Genomic DNA, 16773 nt, shown 5'->3' with positions numbered 1-16773 from the left:
GATTGGCTCACAGCGCTACTCTACAAAACAACATCAATGGATTGACTTAGGATGAGCCTATGCTACAGCAGCTATAGCTTCATCGATCATTTCCTGTGACATGGTGCTTGGGCATACGTGTGCTGTGAGAGGCGCGTCAGTTTCCTCTATTGCCCGCCATCCGCCAATGATGTCCACGATATTGTGGTAGCCACGGGCTTTCAGGATGGAAGTCGTAATCAGTGACCGGTAGCCGCCGAGACAGTGGAGGTAGTACGTTTCGTTGCGGTCCAGACGGTCCATATTCTTGTTGATGTAATCCAGCGGGAAGTTGCCAGCCGCAGCGACATGCTGAGAAAGGTACTCCGTTGGCTTGCGCACATCGAAGAGGTTGGGCACCTGCCCTGCTGCCAGGCGCTTGGCGAATTCCTCACCGGTGATTGCATTCACGCTATCGGTCTCTTTGCCGGCCGCTTTCCAAGCGTCAACGCCGCCTTTCAGGAAACCCAGGGTGTTATCGTAGCCCACACGTGCCAGGCGGGTGACCACTTCTTCTTCCCGCCCTTCTTCAGCCAGGAATACAATTGGCTGCTGCAGGTCGGTGATCAGGGCGCCTACCCAAGGGGCAAAACTGCCGTCCAAGCCGATGAAGATGGAGTTAGGGATGTGGCTTTCGCGGAATGCGGCCTCGCTGCGGGTATCGAGCACCAGCGCTTCGTGCTCCTCCACCCGGGCTTCGAAATCAGCAGGGCTAAGGGCGACGGCGCCTTTTTCAAGCACCTCGTCAAAGCTGCCGTAGCCCGCTTTGTTCATTTTCGCGTTTTTGGCGAAATACTGTGGGGGCGGCATCAGCCCGGCAGTGAGCTCCTCAATGAACTCTTGCCGGGTCATATCAGCGCGCAGGGCGTAGTTGGTTTTCTTCTGATTGCCCAAGGTATCCCAAGTCTCGCTGCTCATGTTCTTTCCGCAAGCAGAGCCCGCACCGTGGCCGGGGTAAACAATAGTCTCATCGGGCAGGGTCATGATTTTCTCGCGCAAGCTATCGTAGAGCCAGCTCGCCAAGTCCTCAGTTGTGATCTCTCCAGTCTTCTGCGCCAGGTCAGGGCGGCCCACATCGCCAATAAAGAGGGTATCGCCTGTAAAGATGGCATATTCCCGGTCTTTCTCGTCCAAAAGGAGGAAAGTGGTGCTCTCCGGAGTGTGGCCGGGCGTGTGCAGCACTTTGAAGGTCACGTTGCCCAACTTGAGCTCCTCCCCGTCTTTGGCCATATACTTCTCAAAAGTGGTCTCTGCCTTAGGGCCATAGACAATCTGAGCGCCGGTTTTCTCTGCCAGGTCCAGGTGGCCTGAGACGAAATCAGCGTGGAAGTGGGTCTCGAAGATGTACTTCAGCTTAACGCCTGCCTGCTCGAGCTTTTCCATGTAGGGCTGTGTCTCGCGCAGCGGGTCAATAATTGCAGCCTCGCCATTGCTTTCGATATAGTAAGCAGCTTCTGCCAGGCAACCGGTATAAATTTGTTCGACTTTCATATTTAGGCTATGCGTTGTGAAGTTGTGTTTTAATCATTCAACGATACAAAGGTAAGCACCGCCTAATATTTGGTCAGTGACGGCCGTCACAAAATGAAACCCCCGCTGCAAGGCACCTGCGGGCGCCCTCACAGCGGGGATAGCTGAAGCAGCAGAAAGCCTTGCTCCCCGGCTACCGGTGGGCAGACAAGAAGGCATAAAATTTCTGCTTGAGCTCTGTATAGAGCGCGCGGTAGGTAGCCATCTGCTCTTCCATATAGTTGTGAAAATCGGGGTCCAGGGGCAGCTCTTCCTGTTTTTGCAAGGCTTGCCCAAGTTTTTGTTCGTGCACTTTTATGTTGTGCTTCAGCTCATCGAGCACCTCGCGCTGACGGATGAACTGATTTTGGAATTGCTCCAGCTGACTGCGGGCCCCCTCTGCTCCTGCCTTGACAGAGAGCTCCTCGAGCCGGTGCTCGAAAATACCTAGCTCATCCGCAAAAAAGCTCAGCTCATTGGCCCAGAGGCGGTGGTCAAAATGGAGGGTTTCGAGATTGCTTGTGGTGGTCACCATAGTTCCTGTATTTTTTAGTTTATGCTAATCTTTTGCGTTCCTCAAGCAAAAAGCCAAGCAGATCGTGGGTGGTGATGAGCCCTACCAACTGCCCACTGTCTACCACGGGCAGGGCGTGCAGGATGTTGCTCTGGAACACCTTGGCGGCTTCCGTAACTTCCTCATCGGGCCCAATAGTGGCCAGCTTCCGGGTCATGATATCGCTCATCCTGACCTGCTCGTACGCCGGCTTAAAGAGGCTCAACAGGCGGCTCAGCCGGGCGTAGTCGCTCTTCGTGACCAGCCCCTGCAACTGCCCATCTTTGTCTACTATGGGCAGATGATGGATATTGTAGCTCATGAAAATCTGGTCGGCCTTTTCGATGGGGTCTTCCGGCCTGGCAACAACCAGGTCGCGGCTCATAAGCTGTCGGACTGCAATAGGGATGGGCTTGATCATGGCTTTTATGGCTTTGCTTGCCCCCACAAGATGGCATCGCCTAGCCCCATAAACGATGAACTTCGTCAGGCTGGAAAGTGAGTTTTGTCAGGAGTGCAAGCTTCAAATTTTCACGCCCAGGGTCAGGAACCAGCTGCGGCCGTCTGCGGGGATAATGCCCGGGCCGGGGTAGGCGTCTGCCCGGCGGGTAAAATAAGCCGCATCAAAGAGGTTGTTGCAGGACAGCTCCAGGGAGAACATGCGCCAGCGGTACCCCGCACTGAGGTCGGCCACCATATAAGCAGGGATGGCCCCATTAACGGCAGAGCTGGTCCGGCGGGCGTTAGTCGCATCCGTAAAATGCTCAGATGTGTAGGCCAGGCTCCCGCCGAGGCGGAACTGCCGCCATTGCCAGCTCAGCCCGGTGCGCACCATCACAGGAGGGGCCAGCTCTACCCGCCGCCCGCGTATGCTGTTGTCTTGGGTATTGATATAACGGGCGTCTATCAGTGCAGCATTGACGAACAGGCTGAGGCTGGACAGGCTGTCGGCAGGGGCGAAATAGCGCAGGATCTCCCACTCACAAAAGCCTTCTACCCCCAATATACGGGCATCGGCAATATTGGTCCTCAACCGATAATCGTTGAACAGGGGCGGCTCATCGGAGCGCAGCAACAGCCCGATGCGGTCGCGGTACAACACCTGAAAAGCGGTCACGTCGAGGTAAATAGACCGCTCCTTGCGGAAGCGGAAGCCGAAGTCAGCCGTAAAGCCCCGCTCGTCCTGAATGTTGGGGTCTACCCGCCCGTTTGGGTTGTCTATGCGCAAGTCGGTGAAATTGATGGCGCGGTAGTTTTGGGATACATTGCTGTACCACTCCACGCCAGGGCGAGGCTTGTAGGCTACCCCCAGCCCCATGAGCAGCAGGGATCGGCTGCGGCCCAGTTCCTCCTCTTCCCGGTTTTCAACAATGAGGTTGCCCGCTGCATCAAATACGCGCTGTTTGTAGTACCCGCTTGCTGCCGTTTTGATATACTCCATGCGCAGCCCCGGGGTGAGGGTGAGCGTAGGGCTGAGCGTAAAAATATGTTCGGCAAAAGCAGCGAGGTTTGTACTGGGGAAATCATAAGCGGAGCCTTCTACATCGCCGGGGTTGAGGAACTCAAAATCAGGCCCATCGCCATCGCTGCCATCCCCTTGCTGTGCATCGGAATGCCCCCGGTAACCGCGCACGCCCACCACAAAAGTGTGCTCCTGCCCCATCCATTTGTAGCGGTGCAGCACACGGGCTTCTGTGCCCAAGTTGTTGAATGCCCCGTCTATCAGGGTCCGGTTGCCACCGAAATCGATATTGTTGATGGGGGTCAGCGCGCCAAGGGACTGCCGGCGGGCCATAAGGCCAAAGCTCCGTACATTGAGCCGGGTGCGGTCCGTGAAGCGGTAATCCAAAGTCATGGCCAGGAGGTTCCACTTGATTTGAAACCAGTTGCGATCGCGGATAGACTGCCGGGGGTTTTGCTCGAAGAAGGCATCCGTCAGGCCGCCGGGCTGCTGAGCAAGGTAGCCCATGACCGTGGCCTCCAGCCCTATCGACAGGCGCTCCCCCGGGCGGAACTGAAGGGCAGCAAAGCCATTGTCCAATTGGAAGCCAGCATTTGGGCGCCAGCCGTCCCCTTGGCGGCGGTTGTAAAAAGCGTAGTAGCTGAACTGCCCATCGCCAAGGGTGCCCGCCACACTATTGAAAGAGCCAAAATACCCAAAAGCGCCCACGGTCTGCCTGCTGACGGCCTCAAAAGGCTTTTCCTTGGGCGGGCGCTTGAAGACAAAATTCAGCAGCCCCCCAAATTGGGTGCCGTACTGTAAGCTTGCTGCGCCCCTCACGACCTCTATGCGCGCTAGGGCCTCTGCGGGGGGCGTGTAATAGCTTTCCGGGTAACCCAGGGCATCGGCGCTGATGTCATAGCCATTCTGACGGGTATTGAAGTTGCTCGTCCGGTTGGGGCTCAGCCCCCGACCGCCTATGCCCAACTGCAGCCCGGCCCCATCGCTTTCCCAAATGTTCAGGCCCGTCACCCTGGCAAAAATTTGCCGTGGGTTGTTGGCCGATAAGTTGGCGGCTATGGCCTCGAGCACTACCACCTCGCTTTTTTTGCCTTCGTAAATGGAAGTGCCTTCCACAGCCCTCAGGCGGGCAACCCCAAAAGTGGCCTCCCGCTCTGCCTGTACTTCCACCGCATCGAGCTCCACGGCCAGCTCCCGCAAGGCTACCTCAACTTCCAATACCGGTTCCTCCAGCGCTACTTCCTGCTGCCAGGTGGCCTTGCCTACTTCAAAAACAACCAGCTCGTATGCGCCATAAGCCAGCCCCTGAAAAACAAACTCGCCTTTGTCATCCGTGAAAACGCTTTGATTCAACTGCGGCAGTACCGCTGTAGCCCCGGCCACAGCCTTGCCCGTAGCCTGGGACCATACCCTGCCCCGGAGTTCGCCCACGGCCTCCTGCCCGCGCCCTGCTACGGAGCAGAGAAGGGAAAGGGCCAGCAGCAGCTTCCATACCTTACAACGATTCATCTTCATAGGGCAATATCCATTTTTTGGGCTTCCAGCCATCCTCCACCTGAGCCAGATCTACCTCAGGGTCAATCAGCAGCCGGCTGGGGCGGGCATTCAGTGTAACGTACGCTTCTACCTGTACCAAAGGGTCATGTACACCTTGTTTTTCGTAATGCCGGGCAAGGAAATGCGCAAACTGCAAAATCATATCCGGCTGCATGGCCATTTGCTTTTCCTGGTGTGGTTTAAGGAACTCGGAATTGTCTACCACGCCCTTGCGCCCCGTTTTCCGGTCGGTCACATAAAAAGTGGCTGTCCCTGCTTTTTCCATGAGCATCACACGCCAACTGAAACGGTAGCCCTCTTCCGTCCAAAAGACGTTGCCGGGATACGCCAGGTAGCGCCAGGGGAAAACCAGCTGGAAAGCAAAAAACAGCACCAACATCATGCCCAGTGCACGGGGTGCAGGCTTTGCCCTGAGCGGTCCTGCTGCCAGGAATGGGATGGGCGCTGCACGCTCTATCCCGCCGATGAGCCGTTCGTGGAAAGCAGGGGAAAAGTATATCCACGTCGCCCCGATCATGACGATCGGGAAAACGCCGATTTGGAACATCAGCCCGGTAAGGGTATGAAAAACGATAACAGTGAGGTAGGCCAGGAGCCGGGTACGGGGCCAGGCTAGGAAAAAAACGATAAGGGTGTCGTACAGCATGCCTATCCAACTGAACAGATAGGGGGTGGCCTTCCATGAGAACAGCGGCCCGATGAGCGGGAGCTTGTCATTGGCCGGCACCCATATACGCAGCGGTAGGGCATGGATGAGCCAGTCGGTATTGATTTTGGCCAGCCCTGCATAAATGTAGACAATCGCCAGTTGCAGTTTGAATACCAATACCGTCCAGCGAGGGGCTTCTTTGCCATATACGCCAGGCCACAACCAGGCATCAATGGAGCACCTCCGGTTGGCAGGTACCCAGATCAATAAAAAGCTGGCCAGGCTGACGAAGTAGTAGTGGTTTAGGTAGTAAGCTAGGTCGATGAGCTCGGTGTAGGTGAAAGACAGGAAAAAGAGCAGAGCAGAAAAACGGTACAAAAGCCCCAGCATGACCCCCAAGGCGCCCAGGGCCATAGCTGCATGCAGGGCGTACATCCATCCGGGCGGCAGCACTTGCACCCATTCGAAGCCATAGTACTTGAAAGTGAACGGCACACCGATGTAGTGGTCTTCAATCCAGCCCAGGGCCCAGAACCGGAGCGTACTGAACAACATGACCGCCCCGAAGACAAGACGGAAAGCGGCCAGTGGCGCCACCGATACCGGCTCCTCCAGCCAGGCGGCCCAATGCCGCCAACTGTGCCCTGCTAAAACTGAGCGTACCCTATTCATGCTCCCTGCTTTTCAGGCTAAAGCCTAATCGCCATCCCCACTGCTGAAAGTAATTGCAATGCCCAGCAGGGATGACATATCGCTTTTGAAGAACCGGGTCTGCCGCTGCAGCTCCGTATGCAGCGCCTCCACGGTGGGGTCCTCCGCAGCAATGAGCTCACGAAAAGGCTGCCCTTCCGGTACAGCTTCTAGCGCAGCCATCACATTGGCCCATTGGGCTTCCGACTCTGCGATGAGGGCTGTGCCCCCTACCACATTATCGAGGTAGGTTTTCAAGCTTGGCCCCTGACGATCGCCTTCGCCGCCGCCATAATAGATGTCTTCTATCGCCTGCAGGTGCGCCTTGAGCTGCGCCAGTGAGGTTGCGGAATAAAAAGCCTCCACGAGCTGAGGCTCCGACTGAACCTGCCCGGGCCGCTTGCCAGCAGGCAGGCCGACCTTGAAGTTTTTAGCGCTTTCAAAACTCCGTACCCACTCGTTGTACAGCCTTGATGTGGAACTGCCTGCATCGGTGCCGTTGTTTGATACAAACTCGGCCTCGTACCCTTCCCAAGCTTCATTCACGTCCTGTACGCGGGCCAGCACGTCAGCGGTCAATGCTTTCAAATGTGCCCGGCGGGAAGAGGAGCCCTCAAACTGCTGCAGCACTTCGGCCTCCCCTCCACCAAAGAGCAGGTACTCTATGGCGAGGAAACCCCGCGCGTCCCGGTCGAAGCCAGAAAGGGAGTGGTCTGCTGCTGTGATGGCATTCTCTACTTTTCCCACTGCCACAGGCCAGGTGCCGACCTCTTCGATCAGCCCCTTGCGCAGACCGTCTTCCCCTGCTGGGCCGAAGTTGAACGCATTGGCCGACTGCCAGGCAGCGTAAGCTGAAAGCCAAGCGGCTTTGGCACTGCCCAAGGCAGCAGCAGAAGGGGCGTCAACAAAAGCCCCCACCTGGCTGTCCAGATTTTCTGCTTCCTGCTGTAGCCCTTGGAAGGCAGGCTTTATCACGTTGGCCGAATAATGAAGGAGCATCTCCTCCCGGTCAAAATCAGGCGTGCCCTCTCCTTCCGTTCCGCACCCGGTGAGCAAAAGCCCGGGCACAGCAAAAAGCAAGAAAAGGACTAAGGTAGAATTGGTTTTCATTACCCTTGAAGTTTGTACGTTAGCTATACTAATGACTTGCCGTATCAAAAGAGGAAAGCCCCGTAGCAGCCGCTGCCACTACGGAACTTCCATGTATCCGGAGCTTATCGGCCCTGTACGGATACCCAGTTTTCTTTAAAGTCTTCAATCTCCTGATCGGTAAAGCCGTAAATGCCCTGCAGGTCTGCGATGACTTCCTGCAATTTGGGCAGTTCAGCCCCCGGATCGGTCACTAAGCGGTAAGACGTGGGCACCTGCCCCTGAGGGGCGTTCATTTTTGCCAGCAAGGCATCTATATCCGCATCCGAAATGGTTTTGTAGCCGGCGGGGATGGTGCGCCAGCCCTGAAGGAAGCCCACCGCCTCTGCGTAGGAATGCAGGCCGCCTGCAATTTCCCCTTCAGTAGGGTTGGTAGCGCTGAGGCGGGCAATAGCCTGATGGCAATAGTTGATCACGGTAGCTGCATTGGCTTTCTCCCAGGTATCGGTCAGGTCTTGCAGTGCCTGATCGCGCTCTTGGCTGTATTCTTCGCCCGCCTTCAGTGCGGCCTGCAAAGTGATAAAAGCCGTCTTCATTTGGGTGTACAGCCCTTGCCCGTCGTTTTTGTCGCGGCGGGCGGTGTAGTTGGCCAAGAAAGCATCTGGGTTGTCAGCGGTAGCGCTGTTGTTGGTGTTGGGGAAATCGGGGTGTGCCCCATAAATGCGCACCAAGCGGTCGACGGTTGCCGGCGTCAGGCTGCCAGCTTCGATCAGGCTGACGGCGTGGTTGTACATCGCAGCACCGTACAAGCCCTTATCGAGCAGCTGCTCCAGCTCCATGCCGTTTTCATCAAACAGATAGCCGCCCAGGGCCCCGCCCTCGCCGGCAGGGGCTCCCGGAGTATAGGTGCCTCCGCTTGCCTTGGACAGCTCTGCAATCCAGCCGTCTACCAGCCCTTGATAATAATTGGTCGTGATGCTCTGCAGGGATGGGCTACCTGCACTGTACAAGGCGCTCAGCTCGGCTGCGTCTACGCTGGTGCCAGGGGTACGCCCCTCTTTGGCTTTGTTGACGAAAGCAGTAAGCTGCTCCCGGACCTGGAGCTCGATAGAGGTGTTGGCTTCAAAATTGGTGCCATCGTATTCTGCTGGGATATCCAGCGGCTCTTTCTCGTTGTTATCGTCACAGCTGAATACGAACGTGGCAGCTGCAAGCGCCAGCATCATGAATTTTACGCTCTTCATTTTTGAAAGTTTGTTGTTGTATCTGATACCGTAAAAGGTTGTTGTTGCAAAAGAAAAAAACAAACCATATTTAGACTTAGTCCAAATAAATTATTTACAAAAATCCGACATAGCGGTAAGCGTTTGCCGGAAGTGCAAAGCTATCGGCGGCACCCCGCTCCTGCAATACCCAAACCCTGCAAACGCCTACCTAATCTTAGGTATTTAGACTAAATACAAACAAAGGGCAGCCCAAGACAAACCGCCTGCCCCGGCAAAAGGGAACGAACCTGTGCAAGCGGCAAGGGGTTTTTACATAAAAAACGAACCTATGCGCTTGCTCATCACCCTGCTTGTCAACGGCCTGCTGGTTTACCTAGCCGCAGCTATTTTGCCAGGCATCGCCATAGATGGCTATTTCAACGCCATCATCGTAGCCCTCCTTTTGGGGATTGCCAATTTTTTGGTCCGCCCTGTGCTCTTCCTCCTTACCCTCCCGATCACCATACTCACGCTCGGGCTTTTCCTGTTCTTCGTGAACGGGGCTATGGTGCTCCTTGTCGACAGCCTCCTGAGCAGTTTTACCGTAGACGGCTGGTTTTGGGCCATCGCCTTCAGCATCATCATGTCGGTATTCAACTTGTTTTTTGAAAACAAGGAGGCCAAGTAAACTGGCTGTCAACCATTTACCCCACGCGGCGTTATAAACGCAAAAATCAGCCTATGCGCCTCCTACCCTGCCTGGCTTTTGCTTTTCTCGCCCTATCTGCTGCCGCACAGCGCCCGGTCATTGATGACTTCACCCTAAGCGGGGACACCTACCGGACAGGGGACAACTGCTACCGGCTAACGGAAGAACGGGGCTATTCTTCGGGCTCTATCTGGTACAAGCGCCCGATAGATGCCCGCGAGCCGTTTTCCATTGAGCTGAGCGTACTGCTGGGCTGTAAAGATGAAGCCGGTGCCGACGGCATGGTGTTTGTGTTCACCGCCCGGCAGAACCAAACCGGCTTCCGCGGCGAGGGCATAGGGTTTGCCGGGCTGTCCCCTTCCATCGGCATTGAAATCGACACTTGGCTCAATGAGCACCTCCTGGACCCGCCCGAGGATCATGTTGCGATTATGGCCAACGGCCGGGTGGGACATTTCAATGACCTTGCCGGCCCGCTGCCTATCCCTAATATCGAGGACTGTGCACAGCACCGGCTTGCTGTGCGCTGGGACCCCGCCCGCCAATGGCTGAGCGTAGAGATAGATGGGCAGGAGGTTATTGCGGCGGAAGTAGACTTGGTTGGTGATATTTTTGGCGGGCAGGCCAACATTTATTGGGGGGTCACTGCTGCGACCGGGCGCTACAACAACTACCACGAAGTCTGCTTCGACCGGCTTTCGTGGCTCCCCGGGCCACTGCAGCCGCAGGCCCGGGGCGAATAGCCGGTGAGCACCCGAAAATACCAGCCCCTGAAGTTCGCTCTCGAGCTGCTGCAAATGCTACGCTCATACCATAGCAGCCATCCCACTGAAAGGTGCCAGATAGACGGTAAGTGACTGGAAAAAGGCATAGCGTGGGAAGGAGAGCCCCATTTTAAACCTACACTGATCGGGCGGAAACCAGATTGTCGTTTTTTTTGGATGGGCCTGCCCAGCCTGCTTTGCGAGATGGGCCTGCCCCCTCCGTAAGGATAGGGGCCTGCCCCTGCCAGCGGGCAGGTGCCGCTATGCTGCGGGGCTCGCTGTCCGCTCGGCCCCTCGCCCTACAGGCGTCGGGTCTGGTCTTCGCCCACCCCTGCGCAGCGCTAGGCCAATGCCAGGCTAGTGCCTTAAGTCATAAATCTCCGATACTTAAGTTGAAGTTATTTTCCGGCTAATCAAGGCGAAGGTTCGCGACTTTAGCCCGAGCTAAAGGAGCGGTTCCTTAACGAAGAGTAGGCGGAAAAGAACGAAACTTGGGGTGGCAAGGATTTATGACTTGAGGCACTAGAGCCCGGAAAGCATAAACGCCTGCGACAATTTGGTTCACGCCCCACCGATCCCCGGCGCATCAAGCCTAGATTGGTGTAGATTTTGCTGTTTAGTGCCATTATTTGCCCGCAGGCCCCTTTGCGACAACCATTTTTTTCCGATTTTCGCCCTTTCCCCGAACAACAACGCGACCATGCACAATTTACCGGAAGCATTTGCCCGGCAGATGCAAGATATGCTCGGAGCAGACTTCCCTGCTTTCGAATCGGCCCTCTCCAGCCCTCCCCCTGTGAGCATCAACTACAATCGGGCCAAACTGTCAGCACACGCCCACAGCGGTGAGCCCGTGCCTTGGAACCCTACTGGCCGCTATCTCAGCCGCCGCCCTTCCTTTACGCTCGACCCCCTCTTCCACGCAGGCGCCTACTACGTGCAGGAGGCCAGCTCTATGTTCATTGCGTATTTGGCAGCCCACATACAAAGCGAGAGACCTGTCGATTTTGCCTTGGACCTTTGTGCAGCCCCGGGCGGCAAAACCGCCATCCTCCTCAATCAGCTGCCTGAGTCCAGTATTGTCGTTGCCAATGAGGTGATCAAAACGAGGTATGCCAAGCTTAGGCACAACCTGGCCAAATGGGGCCGGTCCAATGTCATTGCTGCCCAAGCTGATAGCAAACACTTTGCCCCGCTGAAGGGGCAGTTCGACTTGGTCTTGACGGATGCCCCCTGCTCAGGGGAAGGGCTGTTCCGGAAATCGCCAGATGCGGTGCAGGAATGGTCGGAGGGGAATGTGCAGCTGTGCAGTGCCCGGCAGGGGCGCATTTTGGACAATGCTTTGCCGCTTGTAGCCCCCGGGGGGTACCTCATTTACAGTACCTGTACTTATAACCATTACGAAAACGACGGCAGGGTCAGGCAGGCCCTGTCTGCTCACGATGAGTTTGAACTAGCCGCTGTGCCTGTGCCCCAAGATTGGGGGCTTACCGCAACCGAATGTGGCTACCAATTTTTTCCTCACCGGGTGAAGGGGGAAGGCTTTTATGTCGCTCTGCTGCGGCGGAAAGAGGCCAATGCCGGCGTACGGGCACCAAAAGTAGCCCTCTCCTATTTTGCGCCAGCCCCAAAACAAAGCCGGCAGGCCGTAGCCCACTGGGCCTCACTAACCGACGACGACTGGGCAGTGCTGGCCACACCAAAGCAAGGGCTTTACCTGCTGCCGCAGCGGGCCATGCAGATGTGCAGCGCCTTGGCTAAAGCCCTTCCCAGGGTAGACCCCGGCACTCCGGTGGGCACCCTTAAAGGGCAGCAGCTTGTGCCTGCCCACGAGCTGGCCCTTTCCATCCACTTGTCCGAGGACGTGCCCCGCTGCGAGGCCAGCGAAGAGGAGGCCTTGTCCTTCTTGCGCAAGGCCCCTTTCATGCCTGCAGCCGCCAAAGCCAAGGGCTGGCACCTGATGACGTATCAAAACCAGGGGCTGGGCTGGGCTAAGCTCTTGCCCAATAGGCTCAACAATTATTTCCCCAACGAGCTCCGGGTCAGGATGTAGCAGGCTTTCCCTGCTGGATGTGCCCCGCCATACCCCAGCCTTCTTTATGATGGGGTGCCGGACTAGTGCCTTAAGTCATAAATCTCTGATACTTAAGTTGAAGTTATTTTCCGGCTAATCAAGGCGAAGGTTCGCGACTTTAGCCCGAGCTAAAGGAGCGGTTCTTTAACGAAGAGTAGCCGGAAAATAACGAAACTTGGGGTGTCAAGGATTTATGGCTTGAGGCACTAGCGCTGCGAAGGGGTGGCAAGCCCGACAGGGCCGAGCGAAAAGCGAGCCCCGCAGCATAGCGGCACCTGCCCGCTGGCAGGGGCAGGCCCCACTCAGTCAACCCCAATTATTTTGCTACGGGAATTAACCAAACGCCCCCTTCCCTCTTTTATAGTCCAACCAAACGTTGAATGTTATGCGCATCCTTTTGTTCACTGGCAAAGGAGGGGTCGGCAAAACCACGCTGTCCGCTGCCACTGCTTTGAAAGCTGCCCGGGAAGGGCAGCGCACCCTTATCCTTTCGACAGACCCGGCACACAGCCTTTCTGATGCGCTTGGGCAGGAGCTTTCGGCAGAGCCTCAGGAGGTTGAGCCCAACCTGTTCGCCCAGGAAGTAGATGTATACTATTCCATGCAAAAACATTGGGGCAACATCCGTCAGCTCATGCTTGCTACTTTCCGCCTGCAGGGTGTAGACCAGATTGTAGCGGAGGAGCTGTCCGCTTTGCCGGGGATGGAAGAAGCCTCCGCTTTTCTTTGGCTGGAGGAGCACTACAATAGCGGGCAGTACGACCTGATCGTGATCGACAGTGCGCCTACCGGAGAAACGCTCAGCCTCCTTTCGCTTCCACAGGCCACCCAATCCTGGCTGCTCAAGGCCTTCCCGGGGCAGCGGTTTGCCATGAAAGGCTTTGGGGCTATGGTGCGTGGCATGACGGGCATACCATTGGATCATGGGCTGGACGAGATGGAACGGCTGTTCGACAAGCTACAGGCTATACAAAAGGTAATGCAGGACCCTGGCATAAGCAGTATCCGCATTGTGCTGAACCCCGAGCGGATGGTCATACGTGAGGCTATGCGCGCGCTGACCTATCTGCAGCTGTATGGCTATAATGTAGACGCGGTGCTGGTCAACCGGGTTTTCCCGGAAGCGGCGGGGCAGGGCGGGTTCGGGCAGTACCTGCAGACTCAAGCGCGCTACCTTGGGGAGATCGAGGAGGCTTTTGCGCCCCTGCCCATTTTCCAGCTCCCACATCAGGGGCAGGAAGTGTTTGGGCTGCCGCTGCTGGAAAATATTGGGCAACGGCTCTACGGTGGCGCCCCTTTCCTTCAGGTACTGTACCAGGACAAGGCCTTCACCATACAAGAACGGGGCGGGAAAGGCTACGAAGTGAAGCTCAAGCTGCCGCTTGCTGAGGAAGGCAAGCTCAAGGTGCAGAAATTCGGGGATGAGCTCATGGTTTCGCTGGGCAACCAAAAACGCCCGGTGGCCCTTCCGCGTTTTGCCCACTACCTGCAGCTGGGGCCGTACCGATATGAAGCGCCCTGGCTGATCATCGAGTTAGCGCCCTGAGCTCCGCCTGTGCAGGCCTGGCAAAAGAGGGGCTGCCAAGCGGCTAACCCATTTGCCCGCCCGGCAGGTTCTGAGAAGCCTCTGCTGTGGTAAAATAGTAAGATGGGCAAGGCATTTCACCCCCTACACATTATCTTGTGTGCCAATCAAACCTATCGCCATGGCCAATATCGTAGTGACCGACGGGCGCACCCTCAACCCTGGAGACCTCAGCTGGCAAAAGCTTCAAGCCCTTGGGGATTGCCGAGTTTACGACTACACCCCGCCTGAGGAGCTGGCTGCCCGGGCCGCTGAAGCTCATATCCTCATTGTGAATAAAACTCCGGTCACAGCGGAAGCACTTGCACAGCTGCCCCACCTGAAGTGCATAGTGGCCTCCGCCACCGGGTACAACAACATCGACTTGAAAGCGGCGAAAGAGCGCGGAGTGCCCGTGTGCAATGCGGTAGGATATAGCACCCCGGCTGTAGCGCAGCACGTTTTTGCCCTCCTGCTCGCTCTGACTAACCGGGTGGCCGCCCACCATCTTAGCGTAAAAGAGGGCCAATGGAGCCGTGGGCAGGACTTCAGCTATACCCTTCAGCCTATCCCGGAGCTTTCCGGGCGCACATTGGGCATCTATGGCTTTGGCCGTATTGGGCAACAAGTGGCACAGATTGGGCTGGCATTTGGGATGAAAATACTGGCTGCCCATAAACACCCCGAGCGAGATGCGCGGCAGGGGGTTGCTTTTACCAGCCTTTCCCGCCTGTTTGCCCAAAGCGATGTGATAACCCTCCACGCTCCATTGAGCAAGGAGAATGAACTAATCATCAACCGGGAGCTGCTCCGGGCCATGAAACCCGATGCCTTTTTGATCAATACGGGAAGGGGCGGGCTGGTCCACGAAGCCGACCTGGCCATGGCATTGAACGAAGGCTGGCTGGCCGGTGCGGCATTGGACGTGCTGAGCGCTGAGCCCCCTCCTGAAGGCCATCCGCTGCTGCACGCCCCCAACTGCCTGATCACGCCCCACATGGCTTGGTCTACTCAGGCTGCCCGGCAACGGCTAATGGATATCACCATCGCCAATGTGCAATCTTACCTGGAAGGGCAGCCTCAGCATGTTGTCAACCCCTAATGGGCAGCGTCTGTGAGGCTTAACGAAGTTAGCTTGACAAGCAAGCAGGAGGGATGGGAAAAAGGCTGGAGGGGCGCAGCCGAAATGCCGCCCGCCATCCGCTTTCAGGTTGGCATCGGACTAGCGCTGCGAAGGGGGGATAAGCCCGACAGGGCCGAGCGGATAGCGAGCCCCGGAGCATAGCGGCACCTGCCCTTTGGGCAGGGGCAGGCCCCTATCCTTGCGGAGGGGGCAGGCCAAAAAAAGTTCAAAGGGTTTGCGGCAGGTTGGACAACCACGATCAATTCCAGCTTTGGTGGTCTGGCATATTGGCAATAACGGCGTAGCTGTCCCCTTTGTGCTCAAGGGCTTCCTTCCATACGGTATTGGAAGTGCTGCCAAAGAGGTAGTTGAAGAACATTTCGCTCAGTATCCAGGAGCCCGTTTCCATTTCTTCGGCCAGCTGGCCCTCCGACCATCCGGAGTAGCCCACAAAGAAGCGGATATCAGTAGGCAGGATGAGTTTGGAAGAAATCAGGAATTTGAGCTTTTCGAAATCACCGCCCCAAAAGATGCCGTCGGTAACTTCCCGGCTGCCATCAACGAGGTCCCCTTTGGTGTGCAAATAATGTACGGTATCCGTTTGTACCGGCCCACCGTAGAACACGGTAGCCTCTATTTCGGGGAAGGTAGCAATCAATTCGTCGATCCGCATATCCAAGGGCTTATCTAAGATAAACCCAACGCTGCCGTCTTTACCATGGTCACAAAGCAGCACTGCCGACCTGCGGAAGTGGGGGTCCATCATAAAGGGTTCGGCAAGAAGGATTTTCCCTGTAGATACATCGGTCTTTCTAATCATAAACTTGGATAAAACTCTGGTTGATTGCCTGCATCGGTCATGTATACAACCGCCCGGGCCTGCCAAATGGTTCAATCAGGAAGCCCGGGCAGTTGGAGCTAGAGGGCGCTTGTCGGGAATCGGCGGTCTACTTTTTTGACAAACCCCTGCAAGGTTTTGCCATTGCCCCCGACCTCGACGAACTCGGTGACACCATCAGCGATCATCTGCTTCATGGTCTGCGTCCATCGGACTGGGGCGGTCAGTTGGGCGATGAGGTTGCGCTGAATGGCTTCGGGGTCTTTTTCGGCCTTGGCCGTAACGTTTTGGTACACCGGGCAAGCTGGAGCAGAAAAGCTCACCGCTTCGATGGCAGCCGCGAGCTCGTCCTGTGCTGGCTGCATGAGGGGAGAATGGAATGCCCCCCCAACGGGAAGGATGACCGCCCGGCGGGCACCGGCCTCTTGGCATTTGGCGACAGCCGCCTCTACTGCGGGTACAGCGCCGGAAATCACCAGCTGCCCCGGGCAATTGTAGTTGGCTGCCACGACTATGCCGTCTACGCTATCGCAGATGCTCTCTACCTGCTCATCTTCCATGCCGAGGATGGCCGCCATGGTGCTCTCCTGTATTTCGCAGGCTTTCTGCATGGCCAGGGCGCGCCCCTGCACCAGCTTTAGCCCATCCTCGAAAGACAAGGCGCCTGCAGCTACGAGGGCAGACAACTCTCCCAGCGAGTGGCCTGCGACGGCCTCTGGCTGGAAGGCCTCTCCAGCCATACGCGCTTTGACGATGGCGTGCAAAAAGACGGCCGGCTGTGTCACCTTGGTCTGCTTCAGGTCCTCTGCGGAGCCCGTGAACATGATATCGGTGATGCGGAAGCCCAGGATATCGTTGGCCTGCTCAAACAATTCTTTGGCGATGCCCCCGGTTTCGTAGAGGTCTTGCCCCATCCCTTCAAACTGTGAGCCTTGGCCTGGGAATACGTATGCTTTCATCTTTCCAGTC

14 protein-coding genes are annotated in these 16773 nt (G+C 56.6%); 5 read left to right on the top strand and 9 right to left on the bottom strand.

Features of this window, described 5'->3' with window-relative positions; genetic code table 11:
* Positions 1 to 57: 57 nt before the first annotated feature.
* The 7 genes from FRY97_RS13415 to FRY97_RS13385 all read right to left on the bottom strand — a co-directional run bounded on the left by FRY97_RS13415 (position 58) and on the right by FRY97_RS13385 (position 8771).
* Positions 58 to 1509 carry an MBL fold metallo-hydrolase gene (locus FRY97_RS13415; RefSeq protein WP_147168059.1) on the bottom strand — a complete coding sequence of 484 codons (1452 nt, stop codon included), beginning with the start codon at positions 1507 to 1509 and terminating at the stop codon, positions 58 to 60.
* A gap of 172 nt (positions 1510 to 1681) precedes the next feature.
* Complete coding sequence (locus FRY97_RS13410; RefSeq protein WP_147168058.1) at positions 1682 to 2062, bottom strand: hypothetical protein; 381 nt, start codon at positions 2060 to 2062, stop codon at positions 1682 to 1684.
* A 19-nt stretch (positions 2063 to 2081) separates the two neighbouring features.
* Positions 2082 to 2501, bottom strand: a complete 420-nt coding sequence (locus FRY97_RS13405; protein WP_147168057.1) for a CBS domain-containing protein — start codon at positions 2499 to 2501, stop codon at positions 2082 to 2084.
* A gap of 102 nt (positions 2502 to 2603) precedes the next feature.
* On the bottom strand, positions 2604 to 5057 hold the full coding sequence (locus tag FRY97_RS13400; protein WP_170254638.1) for a TonB-dependent receptor: 2454 nt from the start codon (positions 5055 to 5057) through the stop codon (positions 2604 to 2606).
* Positions 5038 to 6420, bottom strand: coding sequence for an HTTM domain-containing protein (locus tag FRY97_RS13395; protein WP_147168055.1), 1383 nt, complete (start codon positions 6418 to 6420; stop codon positions 5038 to 5040). Before FRY97_RS13395 ends, FRY97_RS13400 begins: the two co-directional genes overlap by 20 nt.
* A 24-nt stretch (positions 6421 to 6444) precedes the next feature.
* Positions 6445 to 7548, bottom strand: a complete 1104-nt coding sequence (locus tag FRY97_RS13390; RefSeq protein WP_147168054.1) for an imelysin family protein — start codon at positions 7546 to 7548, stop codon at positions 6445 to 6447.
* 104 nt (positions 7549 to 7652) lie between these two features.
* Positions 7653 to 8771, bottom strand: coding sequence for a hypothetical protein (locus tag FRY97_RS13385; RefSeq protein WP_147168053.1), 1119 nt, complete (start codon positions 8769 to 8771; stop codon positions 7653 to 7655).
* Positions 8772 to 9081: 310 nt separating this feature from the next.
* Here FRY97_RS13385 and FRY97_RS13380 point away from each other — a divergent pair, with 310 nt between their 5' ends.
* From FRY97_RS13380 to FRY97_RS13360, 5 genes are all read left to right on the top strand, one after another.
* A complete protein-coding gene (locus FRY97_RS13380) occupies positions 9082 to 9420 on the top strand; it encodes a phage holin family protein (RefSeq protein WP_147168052.1) in 339 nt (112 codons plus the stop codon).
* A gap of 53 nt (positions 9421 to 9473) precedes the next feature.
* Entirely contained in the window at positions 9474 to 10184 is a 711-nt protein-coding gene (locus FRY97_RS13375) for an L-type lectin-domain containing protein (RefSeq protein WP_147168051.1), read from the top strand.
* 721 nt (positions 10185 to 10905) lie between these two features.
* On the top strand, positions 10906 to 12258 hold the full coding sequence (locus FRY97_RS13370) for a methyltransferase RsmF C-terminal domain-like protein (RefSeq protein ID WP_147168050.1): 1353 nt from the start codon (positions 10906 to 10908) through the stop codon (positions 12256 to 12258).
* 406 nt (positions 12259 to 12664) lie between these two features.
* The gene (locus tag FRY97_RS13365) at positions 12665 to 13825 is read left to right on the top strand and encodes an ArsA family ATPase (protein WP_147168049.1); all 1161 of its coding nucleotides are present in this window, start codon (positions 12665 to 12667) and stop codon (positions 13823 to 13825) included.
* Between the two features lie 160 nt (positions 13826 to 13985).
* The gene (locus FRY97_RS13360) at positions 13986 to 14945 is read left to right on the top strand and encodes a D-2-hydroxyacid dehydrogenase (protein ID WP_147168048.1); all 960 of its coding nucleotides are present in this window, start codon (positions 13986 to 13988) and stop codon (positions 14943 to 14945) included.
* A 280-nt stretch (positions 14946 to 15225) separates the two neighbouring features.
* On the opposite strand, the gene FRY97_RS13355 is transcribed toward FRY97_RS13360, so the two are convergent.
* Together FRY97_RS13355 and fabD are read right to left on the bottom strand one after the other, a co-directional pair.
* The gene (locus FRY97_RS13355; RefSeq protein ID WP_147168047.1) at positions 15226 to 15786 is read right to left on the bottom strand and encodes a YqgE/AlgH family protein; all 561 of its coding nucleotides are present in this window, start codon (positions 15784 to 15786) and stop codon (positions 15226 to 15228) included.
* Between the two features lie 98 nt (positions 15787 to 15884).
* A complete protein-coding gene (fabD, locus tag FRY97_RS13350; RefSeq protein WP_147168046.1) occupies positions 15885 to 16763 on the bottom strand; it encodes an ACP S-malonyltransferase in 879 nt (292 codons plus the stop codon).
* Positions 16764 to 16773 lie beyond the last annotated feature (10 nt).

Source organism: Phaeodactylibacter luteus (genome assembly GCF_007993045.1).
GTDB lineage: Bacteria > Bacteroidota > Bacteroidia > Chitinophagales > Saprospiraceae > Phaeodactylibacter > Phaeodactylibacter luteus.
The sequence above is the reverse complement of the archived record's forward strand: the minus strand, read 5'-3'. Positions and strand labels throughout refer to the sequence as shown.

Bases quoted from the DNA above. Each gene is read 5' to 3' on its own strand.
- fabD (WP_147168046.1), bottom strand. From the start codon at position 16,763: ATGAAAGCATACGTATTCCCAGGCCAAGGCTCACAGTTTGAAGGGATG.
- FRY97_RS13395 (WP_147168055.1), bottom strand. From the start codon at position 6,420: ATGAATAGGGTACGCTCAGTTTTAGCAGGGCACAGTTGGCGGCATTGG.
- FRY97_RS13370 (WP_147168050.1), top strand. From the start codon at position 10,906: ATGCACAATTTACCGGAAGCATTTGCCCGGCAGATGCAAGATATGCTC.
- FRY97_RS13405 (WP_147168057.1), bottom strand. From the start codon at position 2,501: ATGATCAAGCCCATCCCTATTGCAGTCCGACAGCTTATGAGCCGCGAC.
- FRY97_RS13415 (WP_147168059.1), bottom strand. From the start codon at position 1,509: ATGAAAGTCGAACAAATTTATACCGGTTGCCTGGCAGAAGCTGCTTAC.
- FRY97_RS13355 (WP_147168047.1), bottom strand. From the start codon at position 15,786: ATGATTAGAAAGACCGATGTATCTACAGGGAAAATCCTTCTTGCCGAA.
- FRY97_RS13380 (WP_147168052.1), top strand. From the start codon at position 9,082: ATGCGCTTGCTCATCACCCTGCTTGTCAACGGCCTGCTGGTTTACCTA.
- FRY97_RS13385 (WP_147168053.1), bottom strand. From the start codon at position 8,771: ATGAAGAGCGTAAAATTCATGATGCTGGCGCTTGCAGCTGCCACGTTC.
- FRY97_RS13365 (WP_147168049.1), top strand. From the start codon at position 12,665: ATGCGCATCCTTTTGTTCACTGGCAAAGGAGGGGTCGGCAAAACCACG.
- FRY97_RS13390 (WP_147168054.1), bottom strand. From the start codon at position 7,548: ATGAAAACCAATTCTACCTTAGTCCTTTTCTTGCTTTTTGCTGTGCCC.
- FRY97_RS13375 (WP_147168051.1), top strand. From the start codon at position 9,474: ATGCGCCTCCTACCCTGCCTGGCTTTTGCTTTTCTCGCCCTATCTGCT.
- FRY97_RS13360 (WP_147168048.1), top strand. From the start codon at position 13,986: ATGGCCAATATCGTAGTGACCGACGGGCGCACCCTCAACCCTGGAGAC.
- FRY97_RS13400 (WP_170254638.1), bottom strand. From the start codon at position 5,057: ATGAAGATGAATCGTTGTAAGGTATGGAAGCTGCTGCTGGCCCTTTCC.
- FRY97_RS13410 (WP_147168058.1), bottom strand. From the start codon at position 2,062: ATGGTGACCACCACAAGCAATCTCGAAACCCTCCATTTTGACCACCGC.